Source organism: Aquitalea magnusonii (assembly GCF_002217795.2).
Taxonomy (GTDB): domain Bacteria; phylum Pseudomonadota; class Gammaproteobacteria; order Burkholderiales; family Chromobacteriaceae; genus Aquitalea; species Aquitalea magnusonii_B.
Genome location: NZ_AP018823.1, coordinates 991,063 through 1,017,171 on the forward strand (window position 1 = coordinate 991,063; position 26,109 = coordinate 1,017,171).

A 26,109-nucleotide genomic window follows, 5' to 3' on the forward strand; every position below is an offset into this window, starting at 1 on the left:
GAGGCCAGGACAGCACGGTGCCTGGCGGGTTTGGCAGCCTGCTTGTTGTTCGGTTAAATCTCGATAAACCAGGATTTAAGGCGTAAAAGAAGGGGTATCAAGGGAATTATCCAGTTTCATGCTGGACGGGTCATGCTGTCCTGTTCGTGCTGAGGGCGGCACGCGCGGCGCTGCTGTCATACCTGCCCGATCAAAACAGCTACCGCAAGGCCTGTTTTCTTTCTATAACCGTGATATTGGGAGCGAGTAGTTTTCATTGGTTAATTAAAAGTTGAGCAAACATGACAAACACAAGGCGGTCACCGTGGAAGGTTTTCCTGTTTGCCCGCTTGTGCTACCTGCTGCTTGGCTTGGCCATGGTGCTGATTGCCAGCGAATGGGCCATGCAGCGCTGGTCTGCCGGTCGTCTGGCCACTGCGCGCGAGCAGCTGATCCAGCAAGAAGCCATGCCGCAACTGGAGCATAAGCAAAGGCAGTTGCAGGACATGTTTGACACCATGTATGAAAACACCCGCACCATCAGCCTGATGCCCAGCGTGCGGCAAATCCGTGGTGGCAACCGGGTGGATGACAAAGAAGATGTGGTGGCCAACCACCGCTTTACCGCCGATGCCTTCCTCACCGTGCAGCAGGTGTTCAACAATCTGGTCAGCCGTACCCGCGTGTCAGAAGTTTATGCTGTGATGGACGGGCTGGATTTCAAAAAAGGCCAAGTGCCTTTTTTCATGTTTGATACCGTTCGGCTGGAGCCGGAAGGCGGGAAAAAAGACGAGGACGAAGCCAAAAGCAAGGACCCGGACGTCCCCGAGCAACTGGAAGATGAGGAATACAGCTATTTCCCCACCCAGATGGCCGAGCTGAAGGCATCACACCCGCGCTTTGATTTCAAGGTGCTGGATGACATCCCGGCAGTCACTTCGCCGCTGATGCGCACCTGCGACAATACCCAGTACTACTCCAAATCCCAGTGCAATGTGTACGACGCTGCCGGCTTCCTCTATTCCGTGCCGGTTTACGATATGCAGCACCAGTTCATCGGCGTGGTGTCGTCCATCGTGCGCGCCAATGTGTTCGAGGCCGCATTGCTGAATATGCCGTACCTGGTTCTTACCCCCAAAGACAGGGAAGCAGCGGCCAAAACCGGGCTGAAAATGCCGCAGGAGGCGGGTAATTTTGCGCTGGTCAACGCGGAGCGCGGCATTCGTATTTTCGACCGTCGCAATACCGTGCTGCCCGATTTGCTCAGTGGCAAACAACAGGCCGCGACGCTGGGTGGTGCCTGGCTCAGCCTGCCGCTGAAAATTCACAGCGACAAGCCATGGACGCTGTATTACTACCTGACCCCGGCGCAACTGGAGCGGCAACTGGCGCCCTTGTATGCCAGTCAGCGCAATACCATGCTGGTGGTGCGGCTGGTGCTGGGCCTGCTGTTTCTGTTTGGGCTGTTTGTGGTGTACCGCCAGTACCAAACCTTCAAGCAGATTTACGACCTGCGCCGTATCGAGTCCACCATGATTGCCGTGGCGGAAAACTTCGACCTCACCCTGCGGGTGGAAGGCTTGTGCAGCAAGCAGGCAGCCAGGGCCGGCGAGGCCCTCAATCGCCTGTTGCACGCTTTGCAGGATGGCATGTTGCAAGTGGAAACCTGCCTGCAGGCGGTGGTGGAGGCCAATCGTAATATGGGCGTCACCTCGGAGCATTTGAGCACGGTGGCCGAAACCGGGGAGCGAGCGTCGCAGCATATCGACCAGTCCTTGCAACAATTGAACGGCGGCATGCTGGACATCCTGCGCAAGGTGGACAAGGCCGCCACGCTGTGTAGCGATTCGGCAGAGCGTGCGCACCAGAACAAGTCCATCATTCATACCGCGCTGAATGACATCCGCTCGGTGTCCGCCGCCGTGGGCCAAACCGCCAACTGTCTGCATCAGCTGCAGGACTCCAGTGCCGCCATTACCAGGATTGTCGGCGTTATCGAATCGCTGGCCGAGCAAACCAATTTGCTGGCGCTCAATGCCGCCATCGAGGCCGCGCGTGCCGGTGAGGCCGGGCGCGGCTTTGCCGTGGTGGCTGACGAAGTGCGCAAGCTGGCCGATTCCACCAGCCGTTCTACTGGCGAAATCGAGACCATCGTCAAATCCATTGGCAGTCAGGTACAGCTTGCCGTGGCCGACATGCAGCAAGTGGAAGACAGCGTGGCCACCAGTGTGGACAACATCAATCGGGCCGGTGAGTCGGTGCAAACCATCAGCCAGCAGGCGAGCGAGGTGGTGCAACTGGTGGGTGGGGTCAGCCAGAATGTGGCCGAGCAACAACAAAGCTGCGCCGAACTGGCCGAGGACGTGAGCGGTATTGCCGGCGGTGCTTCGGAAACCCGCAGCGAGGCTGATGCCACCGGCCAGGCACTGGCCGAACTGGACCGGCAGGTGGCACAGATTCATGGCATTGTCAGCCGCTTCCGCCTGCGCTGACCATCACGGTGGCCGGACCATACGGCCGCCCTACTCCCGATGGGGTATGGCAATGTGGTGTGACTGCATTTATGTTCGACTGCACCGGGCTGTGTAGCATGGCCAGTCAGCAAGGCATACCAACAAAACTTTATCTGCTGTCCTTACAGCATGAACCAGGGTTATCGCAGCATGGTTGCTCCCGCAAGAACCCGTTTCATCCGGCTGGTGGTCTGTGCTTATTGCGTGCTGGCCCTGCTGTGGATATTGCTGTCTGACAGTCTGCTTTCCTTGCTGGCCAATGCCGATACCATGTTGCAGCTCTCAACCTGGAAGGGCGTTGTGTTTGTCCTGATGACGGCGGTGATGCTGTATTTTTCCCTGCATGCGGTTCCCGCCGTGGAACGCAGCCCGGCTGCCGGCCTGCTGGAAAACTGGTCGGAACGCATGTCGCGCCCGCGAATTCCGCCCTGGCTGGCTTACCTGTTTGCCCTGGTGGCCGCGCTGGCGGTGCTGGGCTTGCGTCACTTGTTGCCGCTGAGCGTGTATGCGCGCCCCATGCTCATCATGTTCATGTTTCCCATCATTCTGAGTGCCTTGTTAGGTGGCATCGGCCCCGGCCTGCTGGCAACGGCGCTCTGTGTCCTCGGTGTGGATCTGCTGGCCATGCCGCATTTCCACAGTGCCGCCGCCGAGCCGGCCTATCTCCTGCAATGGGGTTTTCTTGGCTTGTGCGGCATCACCGTCAGCCTGTTCAGCGGCCTGCTGCGCGGCCTGGCAGAACGCAACGAGACCCACCGCGGCCTGCTCGATGCCGTGGTCAGTGGCACCTCCGATGCTGTTTTCGTCAAGGACCGGCAGGGACGCTACCTGATGGTGAATGCCGCTGCCGCCGGCTTTGTTGGCCGGGCTCTGCCTGACATCATCGGACAGGATGACAGGGCGCTGTTCGACGCCGACTCTGCTGCCCGGCTGATGGCGGGCGACAATGCCATCATGCTGGCTGGCAAGCTGCATACCGCAGAGGAGTATCTGCGGTTGCAAGACGGGTCGGAAATGGTTTTCCAGGTCAGCAAGGGCCCGGTATTCGGCATGGATGGGCAGGTTGTCGGCCTGTTTGGCATTTCGCGCGACATTACTCGTCAGCAGCAGGATCAGCAGCGGCTACTGCAAAGCGAAACCGATCTGCGCGCCGCGCAGCGCATGGCCGGGATTGGCAACTGGAGCTGGGACGTGGTGCAAGACCGGCACGAGTGGTCTGGCGAGGTGTATCGCATCTATGGCCGGGCGACAGATCTGCCGCCCGCGGTCTACCCCGAAGTAGCCAGTTATTTCACGCCGGAAAGCTGGGCCAGCCTGTCGGCGCTGGTGGAGCAGTGCCTGCGGGATGGCAAGCCTTATCAATGCGATGCCGAAGTCATCCGTCCCGATGGCGAGCGCCGCTGGATCACCGCCCGTGGCGAAGCGCTGTGCGATGCCGCTGGCCGCGTGCTGCGGCTGCAGGGCACGGTGCAGGACATCAGTGAGCGCATGCGGCTCACCATGCAGATCCGCAGCAGCGAACGTCGTTTGCAGCAAGTGGTGGAAGCCACCAGCGACGGTTTCTGGGACTGGGACCTGCGCACCGGCTACGTGTATCGCTCGGCCCGTTATTACACCCTTACCGGCTACCGCCCCGAGGACGATACCCACGATGTGCAGTTTTTCCGCCAACTGCTGCTCAGCGAGGATGTGGCCATCTGGCAGCAGGCGCTCCATGCCCATCTGCGTGGCGAAACCAGCCAGATGGAGTTTGATATCCGGCTGATCACCCGCAGTGGTGAGCTGCGCTGGATCCGGGTACGCGGCAGGGCGGTGGAACGTAGTGCCAGTGGCGAGGTATTGCGCTTGGTCGGCACCTTGTCCGATATCACCGAGCGGCGTCGGCTGGACGAGGACCTGCATCTGGTATTGAACGAAGCGGGTGACGCCATCTGGATTGCCGATGAACAAGGCCAGTACCTGTTTGCCAACCCTTCGGCCTGCCGCATGACCGGCCACAGCCAGAGCCAGTTGCTGCAGATGCATATCGTCGATCTGCTGGCACCCGCCAGCCTGGCGGTCTTGCCCGCCCACCTGGAGGCGCTGGAAGAACAGCGCTTCATCCGCAGCGAGTGGGAGCTGAACCGGGTGGACGGCGGCATCGTCTTGGCCGAGCTGACCACGGTACGCATGCAGGATGGGCGCTATATGGCATTTGGCCGTGACCTGACGGAAAAAAAGACCGCCGAGCGCATCTTGCAGTCACGCGAACAGCAGTTGGCGCGGGTGATCGAAGGCTCGGACCAGGGCTACTGGGACTGGAATGTCCAGACCGACGACTTCCAGGTCAGCCTGCGCTGGAAGACCATGCTGGGCTACGCGCCGGACGCCACCGACATCACACGTCAGATGTGGCTGGCGCATATTCATCCGGAAGACTTGCCGCTGGTGGAAAGCACCATGCAGCGTCACCTGGATGGCCAGACCCCGGCCTATGAAATGGAAATGCGCTGCCAGAGCCTGCAGGGCGGCTGGCGCTGGATACTGTCACGCGGCAGGGTGGTGGAGCGGGATACACAGGGCCGCCCGCTGATGATGTCCGGCACCCATAGCGACATCACCGAGCACAAGATCCACGCACTGGCGCAAAAAGAAGCAGCGGTAGTGTTTGAAGGCAGTTACGAAGGCATCATGGTGGTGTCCCCGGCCCGGCGCATCACCAAAATCAACACCGCCTTCACCCGGATCACCGGCTATGCCGAGCACGAAGCGCTGGGCCAATCGCCCGGCATCCTGTCATCAGGACAGCATGGCCCCGCTTTCTATCAGGACATGTGGTCCATGGTGGGGCAGCACGACTTCTGGCGCGGTGAGATATGGAACCGGCGCAAGAATGGCGACCTTTACGCCGAATTGCTATCCATTTCGGTGGTGCGCGACCAGTTTGGCCAGATCCAGCACTATATCGGGATTTTCTCCGACATCACCCCGCTCAAGGCGCATGAAGCCGAGCTGGACCGCATTGCCAATTACGATCCGCTGACCGGCGTACCCAACCGACGCCTGTTATCAGACCGGCTGGAACAGGCGCTTTCCCGCAGTCGGCGTAAAGGGCTGGCCTGCGCGGTGTGCTTTCTCGATCTGGACGGCTTCAAGACCGTCAACGATCTGCATGGCCATGAGGCGGGCGACCAACTGCTCATTGCCGTCACCGAACGGCTCAAGAGCGTGCTGCGGGCCGAGGACACCCTTGCCCGGCTGGGCGGGGACGAATTTGTGCTGCTGCTGTCTGATCTGGCCGGAGCAGACGCCTGCATTCCCATCCTGGATCGCGTGCTCAGCGCCGTCAGCCAGGAGCTTGTCATTCATCAGGCCCGCATCAGCACCAGTGCCAGCGTGGGCGTCACCCTGTACCCGCAGGATGAGGCCGATGCAGACACCCTGCTGCGCCATGCCGACCAGGCCATGTACCAGGCCAAAGAAGCCGGGAAAAACCGCTACCAGCTATTCGACCCGGAAAGCGACCGCAAGGCACAGTTGCACCGGCGCACACTGGAAGCACTGGGGCGGGCCTTGCAACAGCAGCAGTTCCTGCTGTATTACCAGCCCAAGGTTGATCTGAACGATGGACGGGTAATCGGCGTGGAAGCACTCATCCGCTGGCAGCATCCGGAGCGCGGCCTGCTGGCCCCGGCCGACTTCCTGCCAGCGCTGCAAAACAGCGAACTGGAACTGACCTTTGGCCGCTGGGTGCTGGAACAGAGCATGGCCCAGGCCGCGCGCTGGCAAGCCGACGGCATGGCCATGGCCATCAGTGTCAATGTCAGTGCCAATTATCTGTTGCATCCTGATTTCTGCAGCCACCTGCAGCAGTCGCTACAGCGGCATCCGGCGGTGAGTCCGGCCCTGCTGGAACTGGAGGTGCTGGAGTCGGCGGCGCTGGACGATATGGAAGAGGCTTTCCGGGTGATGCAGCAATGCCGCGCGCTGGGCGTGCATTTTGCGCTGGATGATTTCGGAACCGGCTACTCTTCGCTCACTTACCTGCGCAAGCTGCCGCTGGATACGCTGAAAATCGATCAAAGCTTCGTGCTGGGCATGCTGGAGGATGCCGATGATCTGGGTATCGTCGCCAGCGTCATCCAGTTGGCAGCGGTATTCAAGCGGCAGGTGATTGCCGAAGGGGTGGAAACCCTGGCACACGGCGCGGCACTGCGGCGGATGGGCTGCAGCCAGGTTCAGGGCTATGGCATTGCGCGACCGATGCCGGCGGCCGCGCTGCCGGCATGGACCCGGCAATGGCAGTTGCAGGGCGTATGGCAACAACTGGGAGATGGGCCATCCATTTAAGCAGGTGGCCAGGGCAGGGGAAATGATAACAAGACGCGCCCTTTTACTGGGCATCTGCGGTGTGCTGGCCAGCCAGCCCGCACTGGCGGTAACGGGTAGCAGCAGTCATGCCGTGGTGCTGCAGATCGGCTTTGGCAGCAACAAGCCGCCTTATGTATTCGAGTCCGAGCGGCGCGGACTGGAGGTCGACCTGATCGTGGCCGCGGCGCGCCGCGCCGGCATGGAGGTGCAGCCCTTCTTCGCCCCCATGGAGCGCCTGCAGAGCATGTTGCAGCAGGGGCGGCTGGATGGTATTGCCACCACCAACCCCTATAGCAAGCTCAAGGCTTATTTTTCCCAGCCCTACCTGGAGTACCACAATGTGGCGGTGGCGCTGACGCAGCGCAAGCTGGTGCTGCATGACATCAGCGATCTGTCGCGCTACGCGGTCAGTACATTCCAGCGCGCCCGCCAGTTGCTCGGGCCGCAGTTCGAGGCCATGGCAAGCAGCAATCCGCGTTACCGGGAGGAGGGCGACCAGCAGGTGCGCAATCAGCTGCTTTACGCCGGTCGGGTGGATGTCATCGTGGGCGACTGGCGCATCATCAGCTATTTCAACCAGCAATTGCCGCCCGAACTGGTGGCGCGCCAACCCATCACGGTATATCCCTTGTTCGCACCCACGCCTTACCAGATGGCATTCCGCCATCAATGGCAGCGCGACAATTTTGACCGGGGACTGCAACTGCTGCGCCAGAGCGGCGGCTATCATGAAATAGAAACACGTTACCAGAATGTCCAGGCCGCCCCGCATCTCTGACATGCCGTCAGTCAGGGCAAGGGCCGGACAGCATGGCGGAATGCTGGCACAATGCCGGCTTTTCGCCGTTTTCCTGTCGCCAAGGAGTCCGCATGCCCGCCAAGTCGCATGCACAGGTCAAGCCAGCCCCAGCCCGCTTGCATCCGCGCAACCGCCATCAGGGCCAGTATGACTTTGCCGCACTGATTGCCGCCTGTCCGGCGCTCAAGCCCCATGTCAAAGCCAATGCCCACGGGCAGCCCAGTATCGACTTTGCCAGCCCGCAGGCGGTGAAACTGCTCAACCGGGCACTGCTGGCGCAGTGGTATGGCATTCAGGGCTGGGACATCCCCGCAGGCTATCTGTGTCCGCCCATTCCTGGTCGTGCCGACTACATCCATAGCATTGCCGACTTGCTGGCCGGCAGCCAGCAAGGCCGCTTGCCGCAGGGGCCAGCCATCCGGCTGCTGGATATCGGCACCGGTGCCAATCTGGTATACCCCCTGCTGGCACATGCCGAGTACGGCTGGAATTGTGTCGGCGCTGATATTGATCGTCCGGCGCTGGCCAATGCCCAGGCCATCCTGCAGGCCAATCCGGCGCTTGCCAGCCAGGTGGAACTGCGTCATCAGACTCGGGCTGATGCCATGTTTGGCGGCATCATCCGTCCCGGCGAGCGTTTTGATGTCACGGTATGCAACCCGCCCTTCCATGCTTCGCGCGCAGATGCCGCAGCCGGCAGCCTGCGCAAGTGGCGCCAGTTGGGCAAGCAGGATGACAAACGGGGCGCACGCAATCCGCTGCTGAATTTTGGTGGGCAGCAGCAGGAGCTGTGCTATCCAGGAGGAGAACGCGCCTTTGTGGCGGCAATGATTGCCGAAAGCACCCGCTTTGCCCGCCAGTGCTGCTGGTTTACCAGCCTGTTATCCAGCGCGGACAACCTGCCAGCGCTGCAGCATGCCTTGCGCGCTGCGGGAGCAAGGCAAAGCCGGGTGGTGGCCATGGCGCAGGGACAAAAGCGCAGCCGCCTGCTGGCCTGGAGCTTTCTGGATCAGGCCGGCCAGCAGGCGTGGGCTGCGCGTTACTGGCAGGAAGACAGCGCTGGCGCATGATTGGTTTATGCCGTCAGCCAGATTGGTTTATGTTGAAGGAATGACGGACCTCCACGGTGGAGCCCGCAAGGCAAGAGCAGGGAAACATGAACAAGCAATTCACCATCCTGATGGTTTGCATGGGAAACATCTGTCGCTCCCCCACAGCGGAAGGCGTCATGCGTGCCCGGCTGCAGCAGGCCGGCCTGGATCACCTGGTCGGCGTGGATTCAGCCGGCACCCATGCTTACCATGTTGGCGAAGCACCCGATCCGCGTAGCTGCCGTGCTGCCGGCAAGCGTGGCTATGACCTGTCGCAACAGCGTGCCAGACAGGTCAGCGCTGCGGATTTCGAACGCTTCGACCTCATCCTGGCGGCAGACCGGCACAATATGACCGCGCTGCGCGCCATGTGTCCGGCCAGTTGCCGCGCGCGGCTGGATTACATCCTGGCCCCGCTTGGAAAACAGCCGCCACAGGAAGTGCCGGACCCTTACTACGGCGGTCCGCATGGCTTTGATCTGGTGCTGGACCTGATCGAGTCCGCCAGCGATGGCTGGATCAGCCAGCTTCGGCAGTGGGGAATCACGCAGCCGACAGGCTGATTGTATTGGCATAATGCCGGTGTGGGCTTAAGCTAGGCACCCGGATACGGTCGCCATGGCCGTACAGATTGCAAGGAAGCAAATGGGACAGTTTTCGCGGGAATCAATGGCACCAATGGAAGTGGTGCCCAGTCACAGCGCCGATGTCATTCTGCCGCGCCAGACCGGTCGCACGCCGCTGGCGCGCCAGACCGTCATCGTGGTGGGATCATCCACCGGAGGTACCGAGGCGCTGCGTGTCCTGCTCAGTGCGCTGCCCGCCAGCATGCCGCCCATTCTGGTGACCCAGCACATGCCGGAACTGTTCACCAAATCCTTTGCCGCCCGGCTGGATTCACTGTGCCAGCTGCATGTGAAGGAGGCGGAAGACGGCGAACGCCTGCAGTCAGGCACGGTATATATCGCACCCGGCCATTCGCACCTGCTGCTCAAGTCGGCGGCGACCATCGGCTACGCCACGGCGCTGCACAGCGGGCCGCCGGTCAACCGGCATCGGCCATCGGTGGATGTGTTGTTCCGGTCAGCGGCCAATCTGGCCGGCAAGAACTGTATCGGCGTCATTCTGACCGGCATGGGGCGTGATGGCGCGCAAGGCATGCTGGAACTCAAGGAAGCCGGCGCCTACAACATCGCCCAGGATGAAGCCAGTTGCGTGGTGTTCGGCATGCCCAAGGAAGCCATTGCCCTGAAAGGTCATCACGAAGTATTGCCCCTGACATCCATCGCCAGCCGCCTGGTGGCGCTGGTGGCCCAACGTCAGCCAACCGTATAAGAAGAAACAATGAAGTTGCCCATTCTTGTCGTCGAAGACGACGCCGATTTGCGTGAAGCCATCGTTGACACCCTCAGCCTGGCCGGCTATCCGACGCTGGAAGCCGGAGATGGCAGTGCAGCCTTGCTGCAGTTGAAGAAAACCCCGGTCGGCTTGATCATTTCCGATGCCCAAATGGCACCGATGGACGGTTACAGCCTGTTCGAAGAGGTAAAAATTCGTTATCCGGGCGTTCCCTTCATCCTGATGACCGCCTATGGCGTCATCGAACGCGCCATTGCCCTGCTGCGTGCCGGTGCCACCCACTATCTGCTCAAGCCGTTTGAGCCGGGCAGCCTGATTGCCGAAGTGGAAAAGCATATTCTCCAGTTGCCGGATAGCGACCGGGACGAAGCCGTGGCCGAATCACCGCAAATGCGCCAACTGTTCGCCCTGGCCAGCCGGGTGGCCAGCAGCGATGCCAGCGTGATGATTACCGGCCCCAGCGGCGCGGGCAAGGAAGTGCTGGCCCGCTACATTCACCGCCACTCCCGTCGTGCCGACGGCCCGTTTGTTGCGGTCAATTGCGCGGCCATTCCGGATAATCTGCTGGAATCCACGCTGTTCGGCCATGAAAAAGGAGCGTTTACCGGTGCGGCACAGGCTTTGCCGGGCAAGTTCGAACAGGCGCAGGGTGGCACCATCCTGCTGGATGAAGTCACCGAAATGCCAATGTCCCTGCAAGCCAAGCTGCTGCGGGTATTGCAGGAGCGTGAAGTGGAGCGGGTGGGCAGCACCCGCACCATCAAACTGGACATCCGTGTACTGGCCACCTCCAACCGCGACGTCGCTGCCGAAGTGGATGCCGGGCGTTTTCGCGAGGATTTGTATTTCCGCCTGAATGTTTTCCCGCTGCGTATTCCGGCGCTGTGCGAGCGGCGCGAGGACATTCTGCCGCTGGCACGGCTTGTGCTTAAGAAATATGCTGAAGCGGCCGGGCGTTCCGGATTGAGCCTCTCCGAAGAGGCGGAACGTCAATTGACGGCCTATAGTTGGGAAGGTAACATCCGCGAATTGGAAAATGTCATGCAGCGTGCGGTGATTCTTGCCGCCGGTCCGGCAATTATTGCCGCCGACCTGTTGCTGGATGGTGCTTCCGGTTCGACACCGCTTACCCGGACAGAAACCACAGTCCCGCCTATCATGACGGCAGAGTCCGACATGAAAACGCTGGAAAAACGTCATATTCTGGATACACTGGCAGCAGTGGGAGGCGTCAAGAAACTCGCTGCTGAAAAACTGGGCATCAGTGAACGCACCTTGCGCTACAAACTGCAGCGCTACCGCGAAGAAGATGGCCAGGACGAGGATCCGGATGACCTGGACGTACGCAGTACGGAGTAGCCATGTCGATTAATAATGTAGACCAGATGTTGAGCGAGCTGCGGGCCGCATCGGCCCTGGCTGGCGGAAAGCCTGCCGCGCAGTCGCAGGACGCGTCGCAGGTTGACTTTGCCGATGTTCTCAAATCAACGATTGAGCAGGTGAATTCTGCTCAGCAAACTTCGCAGGAAATGCAGAAGCAGTTCGAGTTGGGAGACGAGGGGGTTAACCTGCAGGACGTGATGGTCTCCTTGCAGAAAGCCAGCCTGTCGTTCCAGACCATGGTCCAGGCGCGCAACAAGCTGGTGTCCGCCTATCAGGAAATCATGAATACCCAGGTATAGCCTGGCCGACACCATATCCTTATGCTGCCGGCAGTGGCTGTGCCTGAAACTAAAACCACTGTATGGCTGATCTGGCAGAACAAAACGCAACTCCTGTTTGGCGAACCCGGCTCAACGATGCTTCCGAGCGTTTCAAGTCGCTTCCCAACAATAAAAAGATCCTCTTCCTGGTGGCCTTGGCTGCCATTTTCTCTGTCATTGTCGGTGCCGTTGTCCTGAACCGGCAGCCCAGTTACAAAATCCTGTTTTCCAATATTGCCGACCGCGATGGCGGTCAGGTCACTGCTGCCCTGCAGCAGATGAACATTCCCTATCAGTTGGGTGATGGCGGCACGGTGTCGGTTCCGGCCGACAAGGTGTATGACGCGCGTCTGCGTCTTGCTGCCCAAGGCTTGCCCAAGGCGGGCGGGGTGGGTTTCGAGCTGATGGATAACCAGAAGTTCGGCATCAGCCAGTTTGCCGAACAAGTCAATTACCAGCGCGCCATCGAAGGCGAGCTGGCGCGTACCATCGAAGCCATCGGTTCGGTGGAGTCTGCCCGCATCCACATTGCCATTCCCAAGCAAAGCGTTTTCGTGCGTGACCAGCAACAGCCAACAGCCTCGGTCATGCTCAATCTGTTCCGCGGCCGCACGCTGGATCAGGGCCAGGTGGCCGGCATCGTGCATCTGGTGTCCAGTGCCGTGCCCAATCTGCCGGTGAAGAATGTCACGGTGGTGGATCAGGACGGCAATATGCTGTCCAAGCTGTCCGACAAGGACACTGCAGGCATGGATCAGACCCAACTGGGCTATGTGCGCCAGGTGGAAGACGGTTACGTCAAGCGTATTGAAAGCATCCTGGAACCGATTTTTGGCCAGGGCAATATCCACGCCCAGGTTACGGCCAATGTGGATTTCTCCGAAGTGGAGCAGACCTCGGAAAGCTACCGACCCAATTCCACTCCCAATCCTTCGGCCACGCGTAGTCAGCAGATCGTCGAGCGTCTGGGCAGTGGCGCGGCCAATGCCGGTGGGGTGCCGGGTGCCTTGTCCAATCAGCCGCCATCATCGGCCTCCGCCCCCATTACGCTGCCACCGGGTGCTGCGCCGGGTACGGCGACGCTGTCCGGTCAGGCCATGGGGCAATCCGGCGCGCTGGAACGTGATATCACCACCAATTACGAGGTGGACAAGACCATCCAGCACACCAAGATGCCGCAAGGGGTGGTGAAGCGTCTGTCTGCTGCCGTGGTGGTGAACTACCGCAAGATGCCGGACAAGAACGGCGAGGTGAAACCGACGCCGCTAACCGCCCAGGAAATCCAGCAGATCAACAATCTGGTCAAGGAAACCATGGGCTACAACAGTCAGCGTGGTGATACGCTGAATGTGGTGAACGCGGCTTTTGCCGATGCGGCGGTACCGGTGACCATGCAGGAAAAGGTGACCGATTATCTCACCAACAATGCTTCCAGCCTGATCAAGTACGCCTTGCTCACCATTGCCGTGCTGTATTTGCTGTTTGGCGTGGTGCGGCCTATCGTCAAGGATCTGGTCAAGCCGCAAGACGCTGTCAAGAAAGGCCCGGATGGCAAGCCGCTTACCGATGCCGGTGGCCGTTTGCTGGCGGTGGCTGGGGACGAGGAGGGCGGCAGCGCAACTGCGGCGGCGGCTGGTGGCAAGGGTGCGGCTGCTACGCATGCGGATGGTTCGCCGGAAAATCCGAAGGATGCCCAGATGCGTCAGTACAACCAGAATCTGGAAGCTGCGCGTGAGTTGGTGAAGTCTGATCCGCGCATGGCAGCCCAGATCATCAAGGAATGGATTAGCGCCGATGAGTGATAACGGAGTTCACCGCAGTGCGGTCCTGCTGTTCAGCCTGGGACAGGCTGAAGCGGTGGAAGTGTTCAAATATCTGGGTCCCAAGGAAGTGCAGAAGATTTCGCTGGCCATGGCGGCCATCAATAATCTGAGCTACGACCAGATTGACGACATCGTTGGCAAATTCCGCGAGGAGTGCGCGGCACGCGCCAGCATTGGCGCGTCGGACGAATACCTGCGCAATGTGCTGATCGAAGCGCTGGGGCCGGACAAGGCGGCCAACCTGCTGGACAAGATCATGCAGGGCAACGATCACAGCGGTATCGAAAGCCTGAAGTGGATGGACCCGTCCTCGGCTGCCGACCTGATCCGCCACGAACACCCGCAGATCATTGCCACCATTCTGGTTCACCTGGAGCCGGACCTGTCCAGCTCCATCCTGTCCTTCTTCCCGGAGCGGCTGCGCAACGAGGTGCTGATCCGTACCGCCACGCTCGAAGGGGTGCAGCCGCAGGCGCTGCGCGAACTGAACGACGTGCTGACCCAGCTATTGTCCGGCTCGGACCGCATCAAGAAGAGCGCATCCGGCGGCATCAGCCTCACGGCGGAAATCCTCAACTTCATGGGTTCCAATGTGGAAGGTTCGGCGCTCAACTACATCCGCGAGTACGACCCGGAACTGGCGCAACGCATCCAGGACAAGATGTTCGTGTTCGAGAACATTCTCGACATCGACGATCGCTCCATCCAGACCATCCTGCGCGAAGTGCAGTCCGACTCGCTGGTGGTGGCGCTCAAGGGCACCAGTGCCGAGCTTAAGGACAAGATTTTCCGCAATATGTCGCAGCGTGCGGCCGAAATGCTGCGCGACGATCTGGAATCCAAGGGGCCGGTCAAACTGTCCGAGGTGGAAGCCGAACAGAAGGAAATCCTCAAGGTGGTCCGCAAGCTGGCCGACGATGGCCAGATCGTGCTAGGCAGCAAGGGTGGTGACGAAGGCCTTGTCGAATAATCCCATTATTCCTGGTGAGCAACTGCAAGGCTGGCAAAGCTGGACGCCAGCCGAGCTGACCCAGAACGACGGCAGTTTCAGCCCGGATCAGCTTGCCGGACTGGACGCCTTGCGCCGCCATCTGGAGCAGGCCCCGACCGTGGCCGCTGCCGAGCAGGCTGCCGATAACGCTGCGCCCAGTGCCGAGCCTGAGGACGAACCGCCAGCGGCCTCCGGCTATCCTACCGCCTCCGAGCTGGAGGCTATTCATCAGGATGCCTGGCAGACCGGCTACGACGAAGGCGTGCAGGCAGGTCACGCCGAAGGCTTGGCGCAGGGGCTGCAACAGGGACATGACCAGGCGGCGGTTCAGTTTGCCCAACTGTGGACGCCACTACAGGAAATGTCTGCCAACTTCGCGCGCGAACTGGCGCGCGTGGAAGAAGAGTTGGCCGCATCCCTGCTGTCGCTGGCCATGCAGATGGCCGAGCGCCTGGCCGGAGAGCATCTGCAGCATAGCGAAAGTGCCATCATCGCCCAGTTGCGACAGGTACTGAATGAATTACCCGCCACCATGAGTCAGGCCCGCTTGCGGGTCAATCCGGCCGATCTGGAGGCCGTGCGCCAGTTTCTGCAACAGGAAACACCGGAAACCCAATGGCAATGGATAGAAGACCCGCATATCCAGCGTGGTGGCTGCATCATCGATACCGCGGCCCTGCAACTGGATTTGCGCCTGTCGGCGCGCGTGGCCGCGCTGCGCAGTGCCATGGGGTTGGAAGCCGCATCCGATGACCACATTGATTGACAGACAACGTCAGTTCCTGAGCGACTGTGCCCGCGCGGCACGGGAGGCACCGCTGTGGCAGCCCTGCGGGCGCTTGTTGCGGGTTACTGGCATGGTGATGGAAGCCACCGGCATCAAGCTGCCGGTAGGCAGTGCCTGCCAGGTGGAGCTGGCCGACAACCATGTGGTGGAGGCCGAGGTGGTCGGCTTTTCCGGCGACCGTGTCTATCTGATGCCGCTGGCCAATGTGCATGGTCTGCTACCCGGCACGCCGGTACGGCCATTGGCACCATCCCATCCACCCTGTTATGGGCAGAACGTGGTATCGGCGCGGGTCAATGGCCCGGCCGGGCGTCAGGTGCCGGTGGGTGAAAGCCTGCTGGGGCGCATTCTCGATTCGCTGGGCCGTCCGTTGGACGGCAAGGGGCCAATCCATCCCGAAGCCTACTTTCCCTTGCACAGCCAGCCGATGAACCCGCTGGACCGCTCGCCGGTCAAGCAGGTGCTGGACGTGGGTGTGCGTGCCATCAATGGCCTGTTGACGGTGGGGCGCGGCCAGCGCTTGGGCCTGTTTGCCGGTTCCGGCGTCGGCAAGTCGGTACTGCTGGGCATGATGGCCCGCTTTACCCGTGCTGACGTGGTGGTGGTGGGGCTGATCGGCGAGCGGGGACGCGAGGTCAAGGACTTCATCGAAAACATTCTGGGCGAGGAGGGCATCGCCCGCGCCGTAGTGGTGGCGGCCCCGGCGGACATGCCGCCGCTGATGCGCCTGCATGGCGCGGCCTATGCCACCGCACTGGCCGAGTATTTCCGTGCCCAGGGCAAGGATGTGCTGCTGCTGATGGATTCGGTTACCCGTTATGCCATGGCGCAGCGCGAAATCGCGCTGGCCATTGGTGAGCCGCCAGTGACCAAGGGTTATCCGCCTTCGGTGTTTGCCCGCCTGCCGCAGTTGATTGAACGTGCCGGCAATGCGGCCAATGGCGGCGGCTCGATTACCGGTTTTTATACCGTGTTGTCCGAAGGCGATGACCAACAGGACCCGATTGCCGACTCGGCACGCGCCATTCTGGATGGTCACTTCGTGTTATCGCGCGAGCTGGCCGAAGCAGGGCATTACCCGGCGATTGATATCGAACAGTCCATCAGCCGGGTGATGGTGGATGTGGTGCCGCCCAAGCAAATGGATCAGGCGCGCTACTTCAAGCAGTTGTACTCACGCTATCAGCGCAATCGCGATCTGATCAGCGTGGGTGCTTACGTGCCGGGGTCCGATCCGGTACTGGATGAAGCCATGCGCCGCCAGTTGCAAATGACCAGTTTTCTCACCCAGCCCATGCACGAGTCGCAGGACTACAGCACCAGCCAGTTGCAACTGGAAAGCGTGCTGGCGTAAGGCGCTTAGGCCATGGCACAGAGCAAATACACCTTCCTGATCAAGCTGGCCGAGGACAAGCAGGCCGCCGCGGCCGAACGCATGCGCCAGGCGCAGGCCAAATTGCTGGAAGCCATGAACCGGCAGGAACAACTGGAAAATTTCCGTGCGGAATACCGTGAGCGGCTCACTTCCGGTGGCATGAAGGGGATGAGCATTGCCCAATGGCAGGACTTCCAGAAGTTTCTAGGCCGGCTGGACGAGGCGGTGCGCATTCAGCAGGGTGATGCCGAGTTTGCCAAGCAGCGCTTCATCATGGAGCGTCAAGCCTGGCGTAACGAGCACAAAAAGCTCAAGGCCTACGAAAAGCTGCTGGAACGTGAGCACGAACGCGAGCAACTGATTCAGGCGCGCCGCGAACAAAAAACGACGGATGAATTTGCCACCCGTCGTTTCTGGGATCAGACGCACGGCGACGACTGAGCGCGGCTCAGGCTGGCAGCAGGTGTGCCTGCCCTTGAATCGCCAATCCTACCGTGCTGCCCGGCGTGGGCAGCGCCCAACTGCTGGTACGCAATTGCAGCAATTGCTCCGCCCCCGGTAGTTGCAGGCTTACCAGGCTGTCATGCCCACCAAAATCACACTCCACGATACGCGCCTTGGGCGTCGGTTCGGCCTGCTTGTCCGCTAGCAGCGTCAGTTGTTCCGGGCGCAGCATGATGCGTGCGTCGCCGCTGAACTGGGCGTTGTTGACCGCTAACTGGCCGAGCGCGCAATGTGCCGTTCCTGCATGAACCCGGGCGGGCAGAATGAGGGCTTCACCCAGAAACAGCGCCGTGGCTTCATCCGCCGGCTGGCTGTATAGCTGTTGCGGGCTGCCGGCCTGAATCAGCCTGCCCTGGCGCATGACGGCCAGTTGGTCGGCAAAGGACAGTGCTTCGGCCTGATCGTGGGTCACCAGAATGGCGGTGATGCCGGCATCGCCCAGCAACTGGGCCACCATCTTGCGCATGGCGGCGCGCAGGCCGGTGTCCAGTGCCGAGAACGGTTCATCCAGCAGCATCAGTTGCGGCTGCTGCGCCAGCGCACGTGCCAGCGCGATACGCTGCTGCTGTCCACCGGACAGCTCGTGCGGCCAGCGCGTCAGCATGGAGGTATCCAGCGCCACCATTTCCACCAGTTCGGCAATGCGCCGCTGGCGGGCTGCGCCTTTGAGCGTCAGGCCAAAGCCGATATTGTCCGCTACGGTCAGGTGGGGAAACAAGGCACCATCCTGCGCCACATAGCCAATGCCACGCAGGTGGGCGGGCAGGGCTCGTCCGTCGGCAGCCAGCGTCTGGCCATTCAGGCTGATGCTGCCCTGGTCGGGATATTCGAAGCCGGCAATCATGCGCAGCAGGGTGGTCTTGCCCGAGCCGGAAGGGCCGACAATGGCCAGGCGGCTGCCCTGTTTGGTCGTCAGCGAGACATCATCGACAGCACGGGTGGTGCCAAAGTGTTTGCTCAGGTGTTGCAGGTGCAGGGAAGTCATCGTCCGGCACTCCGTTTGGAATGGTAATGAAGCAGCCAGGTCAGCGGCAGCGACAGCAGCACCATCAGCAGGGCATAGGGCGCTGCCATGATGTAGTCGATTTCGCTGGTCATGGCCCAGAAGCCGGTAGCCAGTGTGCGCGTGCCGTTGGGGGCCAGCAGCAGGGTGGCAGTCAGCTCGTTGCTGATGGCCAGAAACACCATCGCCATACCGGCGGCCGCGCCCGGAGCAGCCAGTCGCAGCGTCACGCGCCATAGCGCCTGGCTGGGGGTACTGCCCAGGCTGCGGGCGGCGTTTTCCAGTTCGGCAGGTGCCTGGGCAATGCCGGCGCGCAGACTCACCAGCGCCCGCGGCAGGAACATCAGCAGGTAAGCCAGCAAGATGGTAAAGACGGTCTGGTAGAGCGGGCGGGCAAGATTGATGGTGATGGTGACCAGCGCCAGCGCCGTGACAATGCCGGGCAGGGCGCTGGTGATGTAGTTACAGCCTTCCTGCAGTCGCTGTAGCCGGCCTGGCGCGCGGATGGACAGCCAGGCCAACGGGATGGCAGCCAGCACGGTCAGCATGGCACCTAGCGCACCAAACAGCATGGTCTGCTCAAGCGCCGGCCACAGGCTGTCATTACGCCAGGCGGCGGTGCCACCTTCCCATAGCCAGTGTCCCAGGGTAATCAGCGGCACGCCCAGCGTCAGGGCGGCACTCAGCAGGCAAAGCAGCAGCGCGGGCGCGGTCCAGCGCCAGCCCAGCCGCGCTGGCGTTGCGTCGCGGGCAGAGCCGGAGCCCAATCGGGCATAGCGGGCATTACCACGTGTGCCAGCCTCCAGCCACAGCAGGGCCAGGCAGCACAGCGCCAGCACCCCGGCCAGCATATTGGCTGCCGGGCCGTTAAAGCTGGACTGGAACTGGTCAAAGATTGCGGTGGTAAAGGTATCGAAGCGCAGCATGGCGTACAGGCCGTACTCGGCCAGCAGATGCAGGCTTACCAGCAAGCTGCCGCCCCAGATTGCCAGTTTGAGCTGTGGCATGGTCACGCGGCGGAATACCGCCCAGGGGCTTAGTCCCAGCGAGGCGGCACTGTCTTCCAGTGCCGGGTCCATGCGGCGCAGCGCTGCAGCAGCAGGCAGGTAGATGAAGGGGAAATAGGCAATTACCGATAGCAATACCGCGGCACTCAAGCCGTTGAAGGCTGGCAGCAGGCTGATCCAGGCATAGCTGTGGACAAAAGCCGGCACCGCCAGCGGGGCGATGGCCAGCGCCGACCAGATGCGTCGTCCCGGCAGATTGCTGCGCTCTGTGAGCCAGGCCATGGCCGTTCCCATGGCAACGCACAGCGGAAGGCTGAGCAGCATCAGCAGGGTGGTATTGAGCAGCAGTTCAGCGACGCGTGGCCGAAACACCAACTGGACTACGGTATCCCAGCCGGTTTCAACCGCAATGGTAATGATGAAGGCCAATGGCAGCAGGGCCAGCAGCGAAACCAGCAGTGAGCTGGCTTGCAGCCAGGCGGGAGCCTGCCGGCCCGGCAAGCGCAGGCCGGCAGGCAAGACCGTGCCGTTTTCCTTCGGCAACGGTCCTGCAGAGGCACGTGTGTGCGATGTGCTCATGGTGTTACAGCAGGCCCGCCTGGGTCATCAGTTCGACGGTTTTACGGCTGTTAAGACGCGAAGCATCGATTTTCGGTGCGTCCAGATTCTTCAGCGGCACCAGTTTCGGATTGGACTGTGCTCCCAGACCCACGGCGTATTCGAAGGAGTTTTCGTTCTTCAGGATGGTTTGGCCGCCCTTGCCGGTAACCCATTTCAGGAAGGCCTGGGCTTCTTCCTTGTGCTTGCTGGATGCCAGAACTGCACCACCGGACAGGCTGACAAAAGCACCCGGATCCTGCTGCTTGAAGTAGTGCAGGGCGGTGTTCTTGCTGTTTTCGCCGGTCTTGTTCTGATCGCCGAAATAGTAGTAGTGGTAGATAACCCCGCCATCGATCTGGCTGGCATTCACCGCCTTCATCACCACGCTATTGCCCTTGTAGGGCAGGGCATTGGTCTTCATCGCCTTCAGCCAGCCAAGGGTGACGGCTTCGCCCTTCTGTTCCAGCAAGGCGCTGACGATGGCCTGGAAGTCGGCACCAGCCGGGGCGGCACCCCAGCGGCCCTTCCACTCCGGCTTGGCCAGATCCAGCAGCGATTTGGGCAGCTCTTTCGGGGTCAGACGATTCTTGTTGTAGACAAAAACAGTGGAGCGCGCGGCAATGCCAACCCACTTGCCCTGGGCCGGGCGGAAGGCCGGATCAACCTGTGCCAGCGTGCTGGCCTCCACCGGAGCCAGCAGGCGGGCATTGTCCACCAAAACCATGGCCGGGGAGTTTTCGGTCAGGAATACATCGGCCGGGGAGGATGCGCCTTCCTGCACGATCTGGTTGCCCATTTCGCTGTCACTACCGTTACGTACCGTTACCTTGATGCCGGTTTCTTTGGTAAAGCCTTCAACCCATGATTTGGTCAGGCTCTCATGCTGGGCGTTGTAAACCACGATGCCATCGGCGCTGGGTGCAGCGTGGGCGGTGGCAGTGAACAGGCCGGAAACCAGCAGGGCGGTGGTGAGAATACGGAGGGACGGACGGGACATCTGGGTGTGCTCCTTGCAGATATTCAACGGGAACTGCGCGAATCGGGTGTGTAAGTACACCGGGTTTGGCAGGATTCCTTACAATTGTAAGGTAAAAGATAATGATTCGCATTAATAATGTTAGCAAGCGGCAAAGACGGGCTGTGATGTGACTGGCTGGCATGCAAATTGCTGCTAAGCCTGCATCTTTCCCCAGGGGGTTTCGGCCATGACCATTACCGTAATGCCGGCGAGCAGCGCCAAGACAGCCATGCCGCCAGGGCAGGCAGACACCGGCGCGCAGGATGCCGGTGGTTTGTTTGCCAGTTTGCTGGGCGCGCAGATCGGCAGTCTGACCACTGCCTTGCCCGCGCAGGCAGATGCCGGTTCGGGCGACAGCAAAGGCAAGCAGGACAAGGATTCCGCCTCTGGCGACGATGCCGCCTCCACCGACAATGGTGCCAATATGCTGCTGGCCGCATTGCCAATGCTGCAAGCTGGCCTGCAGGTAACACCAGTACAGGATAAGACCGCTGTCCAGCCGGGGACGGCCGAGGTAAACCCTGCCGCCGCGAAGGACGTCGCCATCGATTCTCTGCTGCAGGGGGCTGGCCCCTTGAAGCATCAGGCAGGCCTGCAGGCGCAAGAATTGCCGGGCAAGGATGCCGCAGCACTGCAATTCTTGCCGCCCAATGCCGATCAGCTTGCGGCCAGCCAGAATGCCAACCAGGCCACGCAGGCGGCTCAGGCCAGTCAGACCAAGACGCTGACCATTTCCCAGCCGATGACCGATCCCAACTGGTCCAAGGCCCTGGGGGACCAACTGGTGTCCATGGTCAGCATGAAACTGGACAAGGCCACCATACAGGTGAATCCGCCGCAATTGGGTCCGGTGGAGGTGACGCTGAAAATGAATGGCAATGACCAGGCGCAGGTGATTTTCACTTCGGCAGTGCCGGCAACGCGTGAAATTCTGGAAAACAACATGCCGAAACTTGCTTCCATGATGGCTTCCAGTGGTATAGCTCTTGCCGATGCACAGGTTTCCAGCGGACAATCCGGGAATCGGCAACAGCAATCCAACCAGAATCAGAATGGCCGCCGCCAGAGTGCAGCTGGCAACGACGAGGACGATACGCTGGCAGCCATCAAGTCCGCACGCGGGATACTCAGTATCTTTGCCTGATATTGCTCAAAGGGGGCTCTGTTCAGTTCGTGCGGAAATCTGGAAAATAAAATAAGGAAATGGCTTAAGATTTCCTTATAAACCTAACGTACGGACTGAAGACCCATGGCAGAAGACAAAAAAGCGGACAAAGCGGACAAGGGCGAGAAAAAAGCGGGGGGTGGCAACAAACTGATGCTGGTGGTGGTGATTCTTCTGGTTCTGGTACTGGCCGGTATGGGTGGCCTTGCCTACGTGATGTTCACCAATATGAACAAGCCGCATGATGCTGCCCAGACCGAGCAGACCAAAGAAAAACCGAAGAAGAAAAAAGAAGGCCCGCCCATCTTCGAAAAGATCGATACCTTTGTGGTCAATCTGTCTGGCGGCGATGGCAGCTTGCTGCAAGTGGACATGCAAGCGGAACTTGGCGATGAAGAAGCCAAGAAGAAGTTTACCGATTACATGCCCAAGATTCGCAGTGCCTTGATCTTGCTGCTGTCTTCCAAAACGGCGGCGGAACTGTCTACTCCGGATGGCAAGGTCAAGCTCAAGGCCCAGGTCAAACAGATCATTAACGAATCGATGGACGCCGGCGAAGAAGAGCTGGTGCAAAGCGTTCTGTTCACTTCCTTCATCATTCAGAAGCAGTAAGCGATGGGCGACGATATCCTGTCCCAGGAAGAGGTGGATGCCCTGCTCAGGGGCGTCACCGGCGAGGACGAAGATGATGACAGTGCGCAGGACTCCCAGGGAGTCCGCGGCTACGATATCGGCCGGCAAGAGCGCATTGTGCGCGGCCGCATGCCGACGCTGGAAATCATCAATGAACGCTTCGCCCGCAACCTGCGTATAGGCTTGTTCAATTTCATCCGGCGCAACGCGGAAATCTCCGTGGGGCCGGTACGGGTGCAGAAGTACAGCGAATTCATTCGCAATCTGGTGGTGCCCACCAACCTCAATCTGGTTCATGTAAAGCCGCTGCGCGGCACCGGCCTGCTGATTTTCGACCCGGATCTGGTTTTCCTGATCGTCGATAATCTGTTTGGCAGTGATGGGCGCTACCATGTGCGTGTTGAAGGGCGTGATTTCACCCCTACCGAACAGCGCATCATCCGCCGCCTGCTGGAGGTGGTATTCACCGAGTGCCAGAAAGCATGGGAGCCGGTGCATCCCATCGAGTTTGTGTATCTGCGTTCGGAAATGAATACCCAGTTTGCCAATATTGCCACCCCTACCGAGGTGGTGGTGGCCATGACCTTCCATATCGAGTTGGGTGCTGGCGGCGGCGATTTTCACATCTGTCTGCCATACTCCATGGTCGAGCCGATTCGTGACGTGCTGTCCAGCACCATGCAGGCCGACCGGACCGAAGTGGACAATCGCTGGGTCAGCCTGATGACGCATCAGGTGCAGGCAGCCGAGGTGGAACTGGTGGCCACGCTGGCGGAAACCAAGGTCACGCTGGGACAGATTCTCAATTTGAAAAACGGTGACGTGGTGATGTTGGACGTTCCCGAAGCCGTGGTGGTGGATGTTTCCGGCATCCCGGTTCTGGAATGCCACTATGGCACCGTGCAGGGGCGTTATGCCCTCAAGGTAGACAAGGTATTGGCCGGGGCCGGCGAATTCGTCGAGCCCGCAGGAGACAACAAGCAATGACTGAGCAGCTAGAAGAAGGTCAGACCCCGGGAGCGGCAGAAGAAGAGGTATCGATGGATGATTGGGCTGCCGCCATGGCAGAACAGGAAACCAGCGATACAGAACAGACCGCCGCCAATGTGCAGCCGGCAACCAATCTGTTCCAGGAGCTGGGCAGCAGCGAACCTGCATTGAATGTCCCCAGCAATCTGGACATGATCCTGGATATTCCGGTTCAGTTAACTGTTGAGCTGGGACGTACCAAGATTGCCATCCGCAACCTGCTGCAACTGGCACAGGGGTCCGTGGTGGAGCTGGATGGCTTGGCCGGTGAGCCGATGGACGTGCTGGTCAACGGCTGCCTGATCGCCCAGGGCGAAGTGGTGGTGGTGAACGACAAGTTTGGTATCCGCCTGACCGACATCATTACCCCGGCGGAACGTATCCGCCGCTTGCAGAAGTAATGCGTGCTACCGGCAAGGCGTGCGGCCTTTTGCTGCTGATATGCTCAGCTGGCGCGTTTGCGAGCATGACGGCCTCCCAGCCGCTGCTGGCCGCCAGCACGCCCACGCCGTTTAGCAGCCTGCTGCAGGTGATTCTTGGTCTCGCTGTGGTGCTGGCCGCCATCGTCGGCCTGGCCTGGCTGTTTCGCCGCATGTCCGGTGGCATGTTGGGCGGTTCCAGCCGCTTGCGGGTGATCAGTGGTGTGCTGGTGGGGCAGCGGGAAAAGGTGGTGATTGTCGAACTGGAAGGTGAGTGGCTGGTGCTGGGCGTAACCAGCCATAGCGTCAATCTGCTGACCAAGATGGATAGACCGCCAGATGCCGGTGCCGAGGTGGTGCAGCCCGGTGAACCCTTTGCCCGCTGGCTGAAGGCGGCCATGGAAAAGGGACGCCAGAAATCCGAAGTCATAAACAAATAATGAAACTCTTCTCCAGATTGCTGCCTTTGCTGCTGCTGGTTCTGCCGCCATTGGCGCAGGCTGCGGGTTTGCCACTGATGACCAGTACCCCGGGTGCGGGTGGCGGCCAGAATTATTCCTTGTCCTTGCAGATGCTGTTGTTCATGACAGCGCTGGGTTTCATCCCGGCCATGCTGTTGATGACCACCGCATTCACCCGCATCGTGATTGTGCTGTCCCTGCTGCGCCAGGCCATGGGTGTGACCCAGTCGCCACCTAATCAGGTGATTCTGGGCTTGTCGCTGTTCCTCACCCTGTTTGTGATGGGGCCAACGTTTGATCAGGTGTACAACAAGGCCTGGGCACCGTTTTCGGACGACAAGATCAGCTTCAACCAGGCGGTGGAAGAGGCCAGCAAGCCGATGAAGGCTTTCATGCTCAGCCAGACCCGCGAGAAGGATCTGGCCTTTTTCATTGAGATTTCCCGCTCGGAAAAACCGGCCACCAAGGCTGATGTCTCGATGAAAACGCTGATTCCGGCCTATGTCATCAGCGAACTGAAAACCGCCTTCCAGATCGGCTTCATGGTGTTCATCCCCTTCATGATCATCGACCTGGTGGTGGCCAGCATCCTGATGGCCATGGGGATGATGATGGTGTCGCCGGTCACCATATCGCTGCCGTTCAAGCTGATGCTGTTTGTGCTGGTGGACGGCTGGACCTTGCTGATGGGCTCACTGGTCCAAAGCTTTTATACGGGCTGAACATGGAGTTTCACCCCATTACGCCGGACATGCTGCCGCTGTGTCATGCCCTGTGCGCCGATTGCATAGCCGCCTTGCCGGATGAGGCTTACCCCTTGGCGGCCCGCCTGGCCTGGGCCGGTATCTGGGATGATGAAACCGCTGCAGCCTGGGCTGCGCGCCTGTCCGCTAGCTGGAGCGTTGCTGTCAGTGCGGCTGGTGAGTTGCTGGGTTTTGCCTGGCTGACCCATGCCGGAGCGTTGGACATGTTGTATGTGGCGCCTGCCGCGCAGCGACGCGGCCTGGCATTGCAGATGATCCGCCAGTTGGAAGAGACGGCGGCACAGGCCGGGCTTGTGGCCCTGCATGCCTGGGCCAGTCATGCTGCCCGACCGGTATTCGAACAGGCCGGTTATGCGGTGTTGCGCGCCAATACCGTGACGCGGGATGGCGAGACGCTGGAAAACTGGCTGATGGCCAAAGGCGGCTGGCAGGAGCCTGCCGACGCAAGGAGAGAATCATGAGTCCGGAACTGGTCATCAATCTGGTGCAGAACGCACTGTACATCCTGATCATCGTCTCGGCACCGGTACTGCTGGTGTCGCTGGTGGTGGGTCTGTTGGTGAGCGTGTTGCAGGCCGCCACGCAAATCAACGAAATGACGCTCACCTTCATTCCCAAGCTGCTGGCGATGTTTCTGGTGCTGGTGCTGGCCGGGCCGTGGATGCTCAACACCCTGGTGGAATACACTACCCGGCTGTTTCAAAGCATCCCTACTGTGATTGGCTGACCCCGCCCG

Annotated in this window: 24 protein-coding genes; 21 read left to right on the forward strand and 3 right to left on the reverse strand. The window is 60.5% G+C overall.

Going from position 1 to position 26,109, the window contains the following annotated elements:
- Window positions 1-281: 281 nt before the first annotated feature.
- From DLM_RS04865 to fliJ, 13 genes are all read left to right on the forward strand, one after another.
- Entirely contained in the window at window positions 282-2,471 is a 2,190-nt protein-coding gene (locus tag DLM_RS04865) for a methyl-accepting chemotaxis protein (RefSeq protein ID WP_119313204.1), read from the forward strand.
- Window positions 2,472-2,642: 171 nt separating this feature from the next.
- A complete protein-coding gene (locus tag DLM_RS04870) occupies window positions 2,643-6,821 on the forward strand; it encodes a PAS domain S-box protein (protein WP_167467037.1) in 4,179 nt (1,392 codons plus the stop codon).
- 22 nt (window positions 6,822-6,843) lie between these two features.
- On the forward strand, window positions 6,844-7,620 hold the full coding sequence (locus DLM_RS04875) for a substrate-binding periplasmic protein (protein WP_089085467.1): 777 nt from the start codon (window positions 6,844-6,846) through the stop codon (window positions 7,618-7,620).
- 92 nt (window positions 7,621-7,712) lie between these two features.
- On the forward strand, window positions 7,713-8,711 hold the full coding sequence (rlmF, locus tag DLM_RS04880) for a 23S rRNA (adenine(1618)-N(6))-methyltransferase RlmF (protein WP_089085468.1): 999 nt from the start codon (window positions 7,713-7,715) through the stop codon (window positions 8,709-8,711).
- 86 nt (window positions 8,712-8,797) lie between these two features.
- Window positions 8,798-9,295, forward strand: coding sequence for a low molecular weight protein-tyrosine-phosphatase (locus DLM_RS04885; RefSeq protein ID WP_231960065.1), 498 nt, complete (start codon window positions 8,798-8,800; stop codon window positions 9,293-9,295).
- A 106-nt stretch (window positions 9,296-9,401) separates the two neighbouring features.
- Complete coding sequence (locus DLM_RS04890; protein WP_231960067.1) at window positions 9,402-10,067, forward strand: chemotaxis protein CheB; 666 nt, start codon at window positions 9,402-9,404, stop codon at window positions 10,065-10,067.
- 9 nt (window positions 10,068-10,076) lie between these two features.
- On the forward strand, window positions 10,077-11,450 hold the full coding sequence (locus DLM_RS04895) for a sigma-54-dependent transcriptional regulator (protein WP_089085232.1): 1,374 nt from the start codon (window positions 10,077-10,079) through the stop codon (window positions 11,448-11,450).
- Window positions 11,451-11,452: 2 nt separating this feature from the next.
- Window positions 11,453-11,773 carry a flagellar hook-basal body complex protein FliE gene (gene fliE / locus DLM_RS04900; RefSeq protein WP_089085233.1) on the forward strand — a complete coding sequence of 107 codons (321 nt, stop codon included), beginning with the start codon at window positions 11,453-11,455 and terminating at the stop codon, window positions 11,771-11,773.
- Window positions 11,774-11,835: 62 nt separating this feature from the next.
- A complete protein-coding gene (gene fliF / locus DLM_RS04905) occupies window positions 11,836-13,596 on the forward strand; it encodes a flagellar basal-body MS-ring/collar protein FliF (RefSeq protein WP_089085234.1) in 1,761 nt (586 codons plus the stop codon).
- Window positions 13,589-14,587 (forward strand): flagellar motor switch protein FliG, encoded by a 999-nt coding sequence (gene fliG, locus DLM_RS04910; protein WP_045848354.1) that lies wholly within the window; start codon window positions 13,589-13,591, stop codon window positions 14,585-14,587. Before fliF ends, fliG begins: the two co-directional genes overlap by 8 nt.
- Window positions 14,577-15,374: a flagellar assembly protein FliH gene (locus DLM_RS04915; RefSeq protein ID WP_231960069.1), complete on the forward strand. Its 798-nt coding sequence runs from the start codon at window positions 14,577-14,579 to the stop codon at window positions 15,372-15,374. Before fliG ends, DLM_RS04915 begins: the two co-directional genes overlap by 11 nt.
- Complete coding sequence (fliI, locus tag DLM_RS04920; protein WP_089085236.1) at window positions 15,358-16,749, forward strand: flagellar protein export ATPase FliI; 1,392 nt, start codon at window positions 15,358-15,360, stop codon at window positions 16,747-16,749. Before DLM_RS04915 ends, fliI begins: the two co-directional genes overlap by 17 nt.
- A gap of 12 nt (window positions 16,750-16,761) precedes the next feature.
- Window positions 16,762-17,211 carry a flagellar export protein FliJ gene (fliJ, locus tag DLM_RS04925; RefSeq protein WP_089085237.1) on the forward strand — a complete coding sequence of 150 codons (450 nt, stop codon included), beginning with the start codon at window positions 16,762-16,764 and terminating at the stop codon, window positions 17,209-17,211.
- Between the two features lie 7 nt (window positions 17,212-17,218).
- On the opposite strand, the gene DLM_RS04930 is transcribed toward fliJ, so the two are convergent.
- The 3 genes from DLM_RS04930 to DLM_RS04940 are packed head-to-tail and all read right to left on the reverse strand — an operon-like array spanning window position 17,219 to window position 20,881.
- Window positions 17,219-18,259, reverse strand: a complete 1,041-nt coding sequence (locus DLM_RS04930; protein ID WP_089085238.1) for an ABC transporter ATP-binding protein — start codon at window positions 18,257-18,259, stop codon at window positions 17,219-17,221.
- Window positions 18,256-19,863: an ABC transporter permease gene (locus DLM_RS04935; protein WP_089085239.1), complete on the reverse strand. Its 1,608-nt coding sequence runs from the start codon at window positions 19,861-19,863 to the stop codon at window positions 18,256-18,258. Before DLM_RS04935 ends, DLM_RS04930 begins: the two co-directional genes overlap by 4 nt.
- A gap of 4 nt (window positions 19,864-19,867) precedes the next feature.
- Entirely contained in the window at window positions 19,868-20,881 is a 1,014-nt protein-coding gene (locus DLM_RS04940) for an iron ABC transporter substrate-binding protein (protein WP_089085240.1), read from the reverse strand.
- A 208-nt stretch (window positions 20,882-21,089) separates the two neighbouring features.
- On the opposite strand from DLM_RS04940, the gene DLM_RS04945 reads away from it, so the two are divergent.
- The 8 genes from DLM_RS04945 (at window position 21,090) to fliQ (ending at window position 26,100) form a co-directional block, all read left to right on the forward strand.
- On the forward strand, window positions 21,090-22,046 hold the full coding sequence (locus DLM_RS04945; RefSeq protein ID WP_089085241.1) for a flagellar hook-length control protein FliK: 957 nt from the start codon (window positions 21,090-21,092) through the stop codon (window positions 22,044-22,046).
- A 105-nt stretch (window positions 22,047-22,151) separates the two neighbouring features.
- Window positions 22,152-22,679: a flagellar basal body-associated FliL family protein gene (locus tag DLM_RS04950; RefSeq protein WP_089085242.1), complete on the forward strand. Its 528-nt coding sequence runs from the start codon at window positions 22,152-22,154 to the stop codon at window positions 22,677-22,679.
- A gap of 3 nt (window positions 22,680-22,682) precedes the next feature.
- Window positions 22,683-23,687: a flagellar motor switch protein FliM gene (fliM, locus tag DLM_RS04955; RefSeq protein ID WP_089085243.1), complete on the forward strand. Its 1,005-nt coding sequence runs from the start codon at window positions 22,683-22,685 to the stop codon at window positions 23,685-23,687.
- Window positions 23,684-24,130 (forward strand): flagellar motor switch protein FliN, encoded by a 447-nt coding sequence (gene fliN / locus DLM_RS04960; RefSeq protein ID WP_089085244.1) that lies wholly within the window; start codon window positions 23,684-23,686, stop codon window positions 24,128-24,130. Before fliM ends, fliN begins: the two co-directional genes overlap by 4 nt.
- A 65-nt stretch (window positions 24,131-24,195) precedes the next feature.
- Entirely contained in the window at window positions 24,196-24,588 is a 393-nt protein-coding gene (gene fliO, locus DLM_RS04965) for a flagellar biosynthetic protein FliO (RefSeq protein ID WP_231960071.1), read from the forward strand.
- On the forward strand, window positions 24,588-25,331 hold the full coding sequence (gene fliP / locus DLM_RS04970; protein WP_089085246.1) for a flagellar type III secretion system pore protein FliP: 744 nt from the start codon (window positions 24,588-24,590) through the stop codon (window positions 25,329-25,331). The genes fliO and fliP overlap by 1 nt, the downstream gene beginning before the upstream one ends.
- Before the next feature lie 2 nt (window positions 25,332-25,333).
- Window positions 25,334-25,834: a GNAT family N-acetyltransferase gene (locus DLM_RS04975; RefSeq protein ID WP_089085247.1), complete on the forward strand. Its 501-nt coding sequence runs from the start codon at window positions 25,334-25,336 to the stop codon at window positions 25,832-25,834.
- Window positions 25,831-26,100 carry a flagellar biosynthesis protein FliQ gene (gene fliQ, locus DLM_RS04980; RefSeq protein WP_089085248.1) on the forward strand — a complete coding sequence of 90 codons (270 nt, stop codon included), beginning with the start codon at window positions 25,831-25,833 and terminating at the stop codon, window positions 26,098-26,100. The genes DLM_RS04975 and fliQ overlap by 4 nt, the downstream gene beginning before the upstream one ends.
- Window positions 26,101-26,109: the final 9 nt, after the last annotated feature.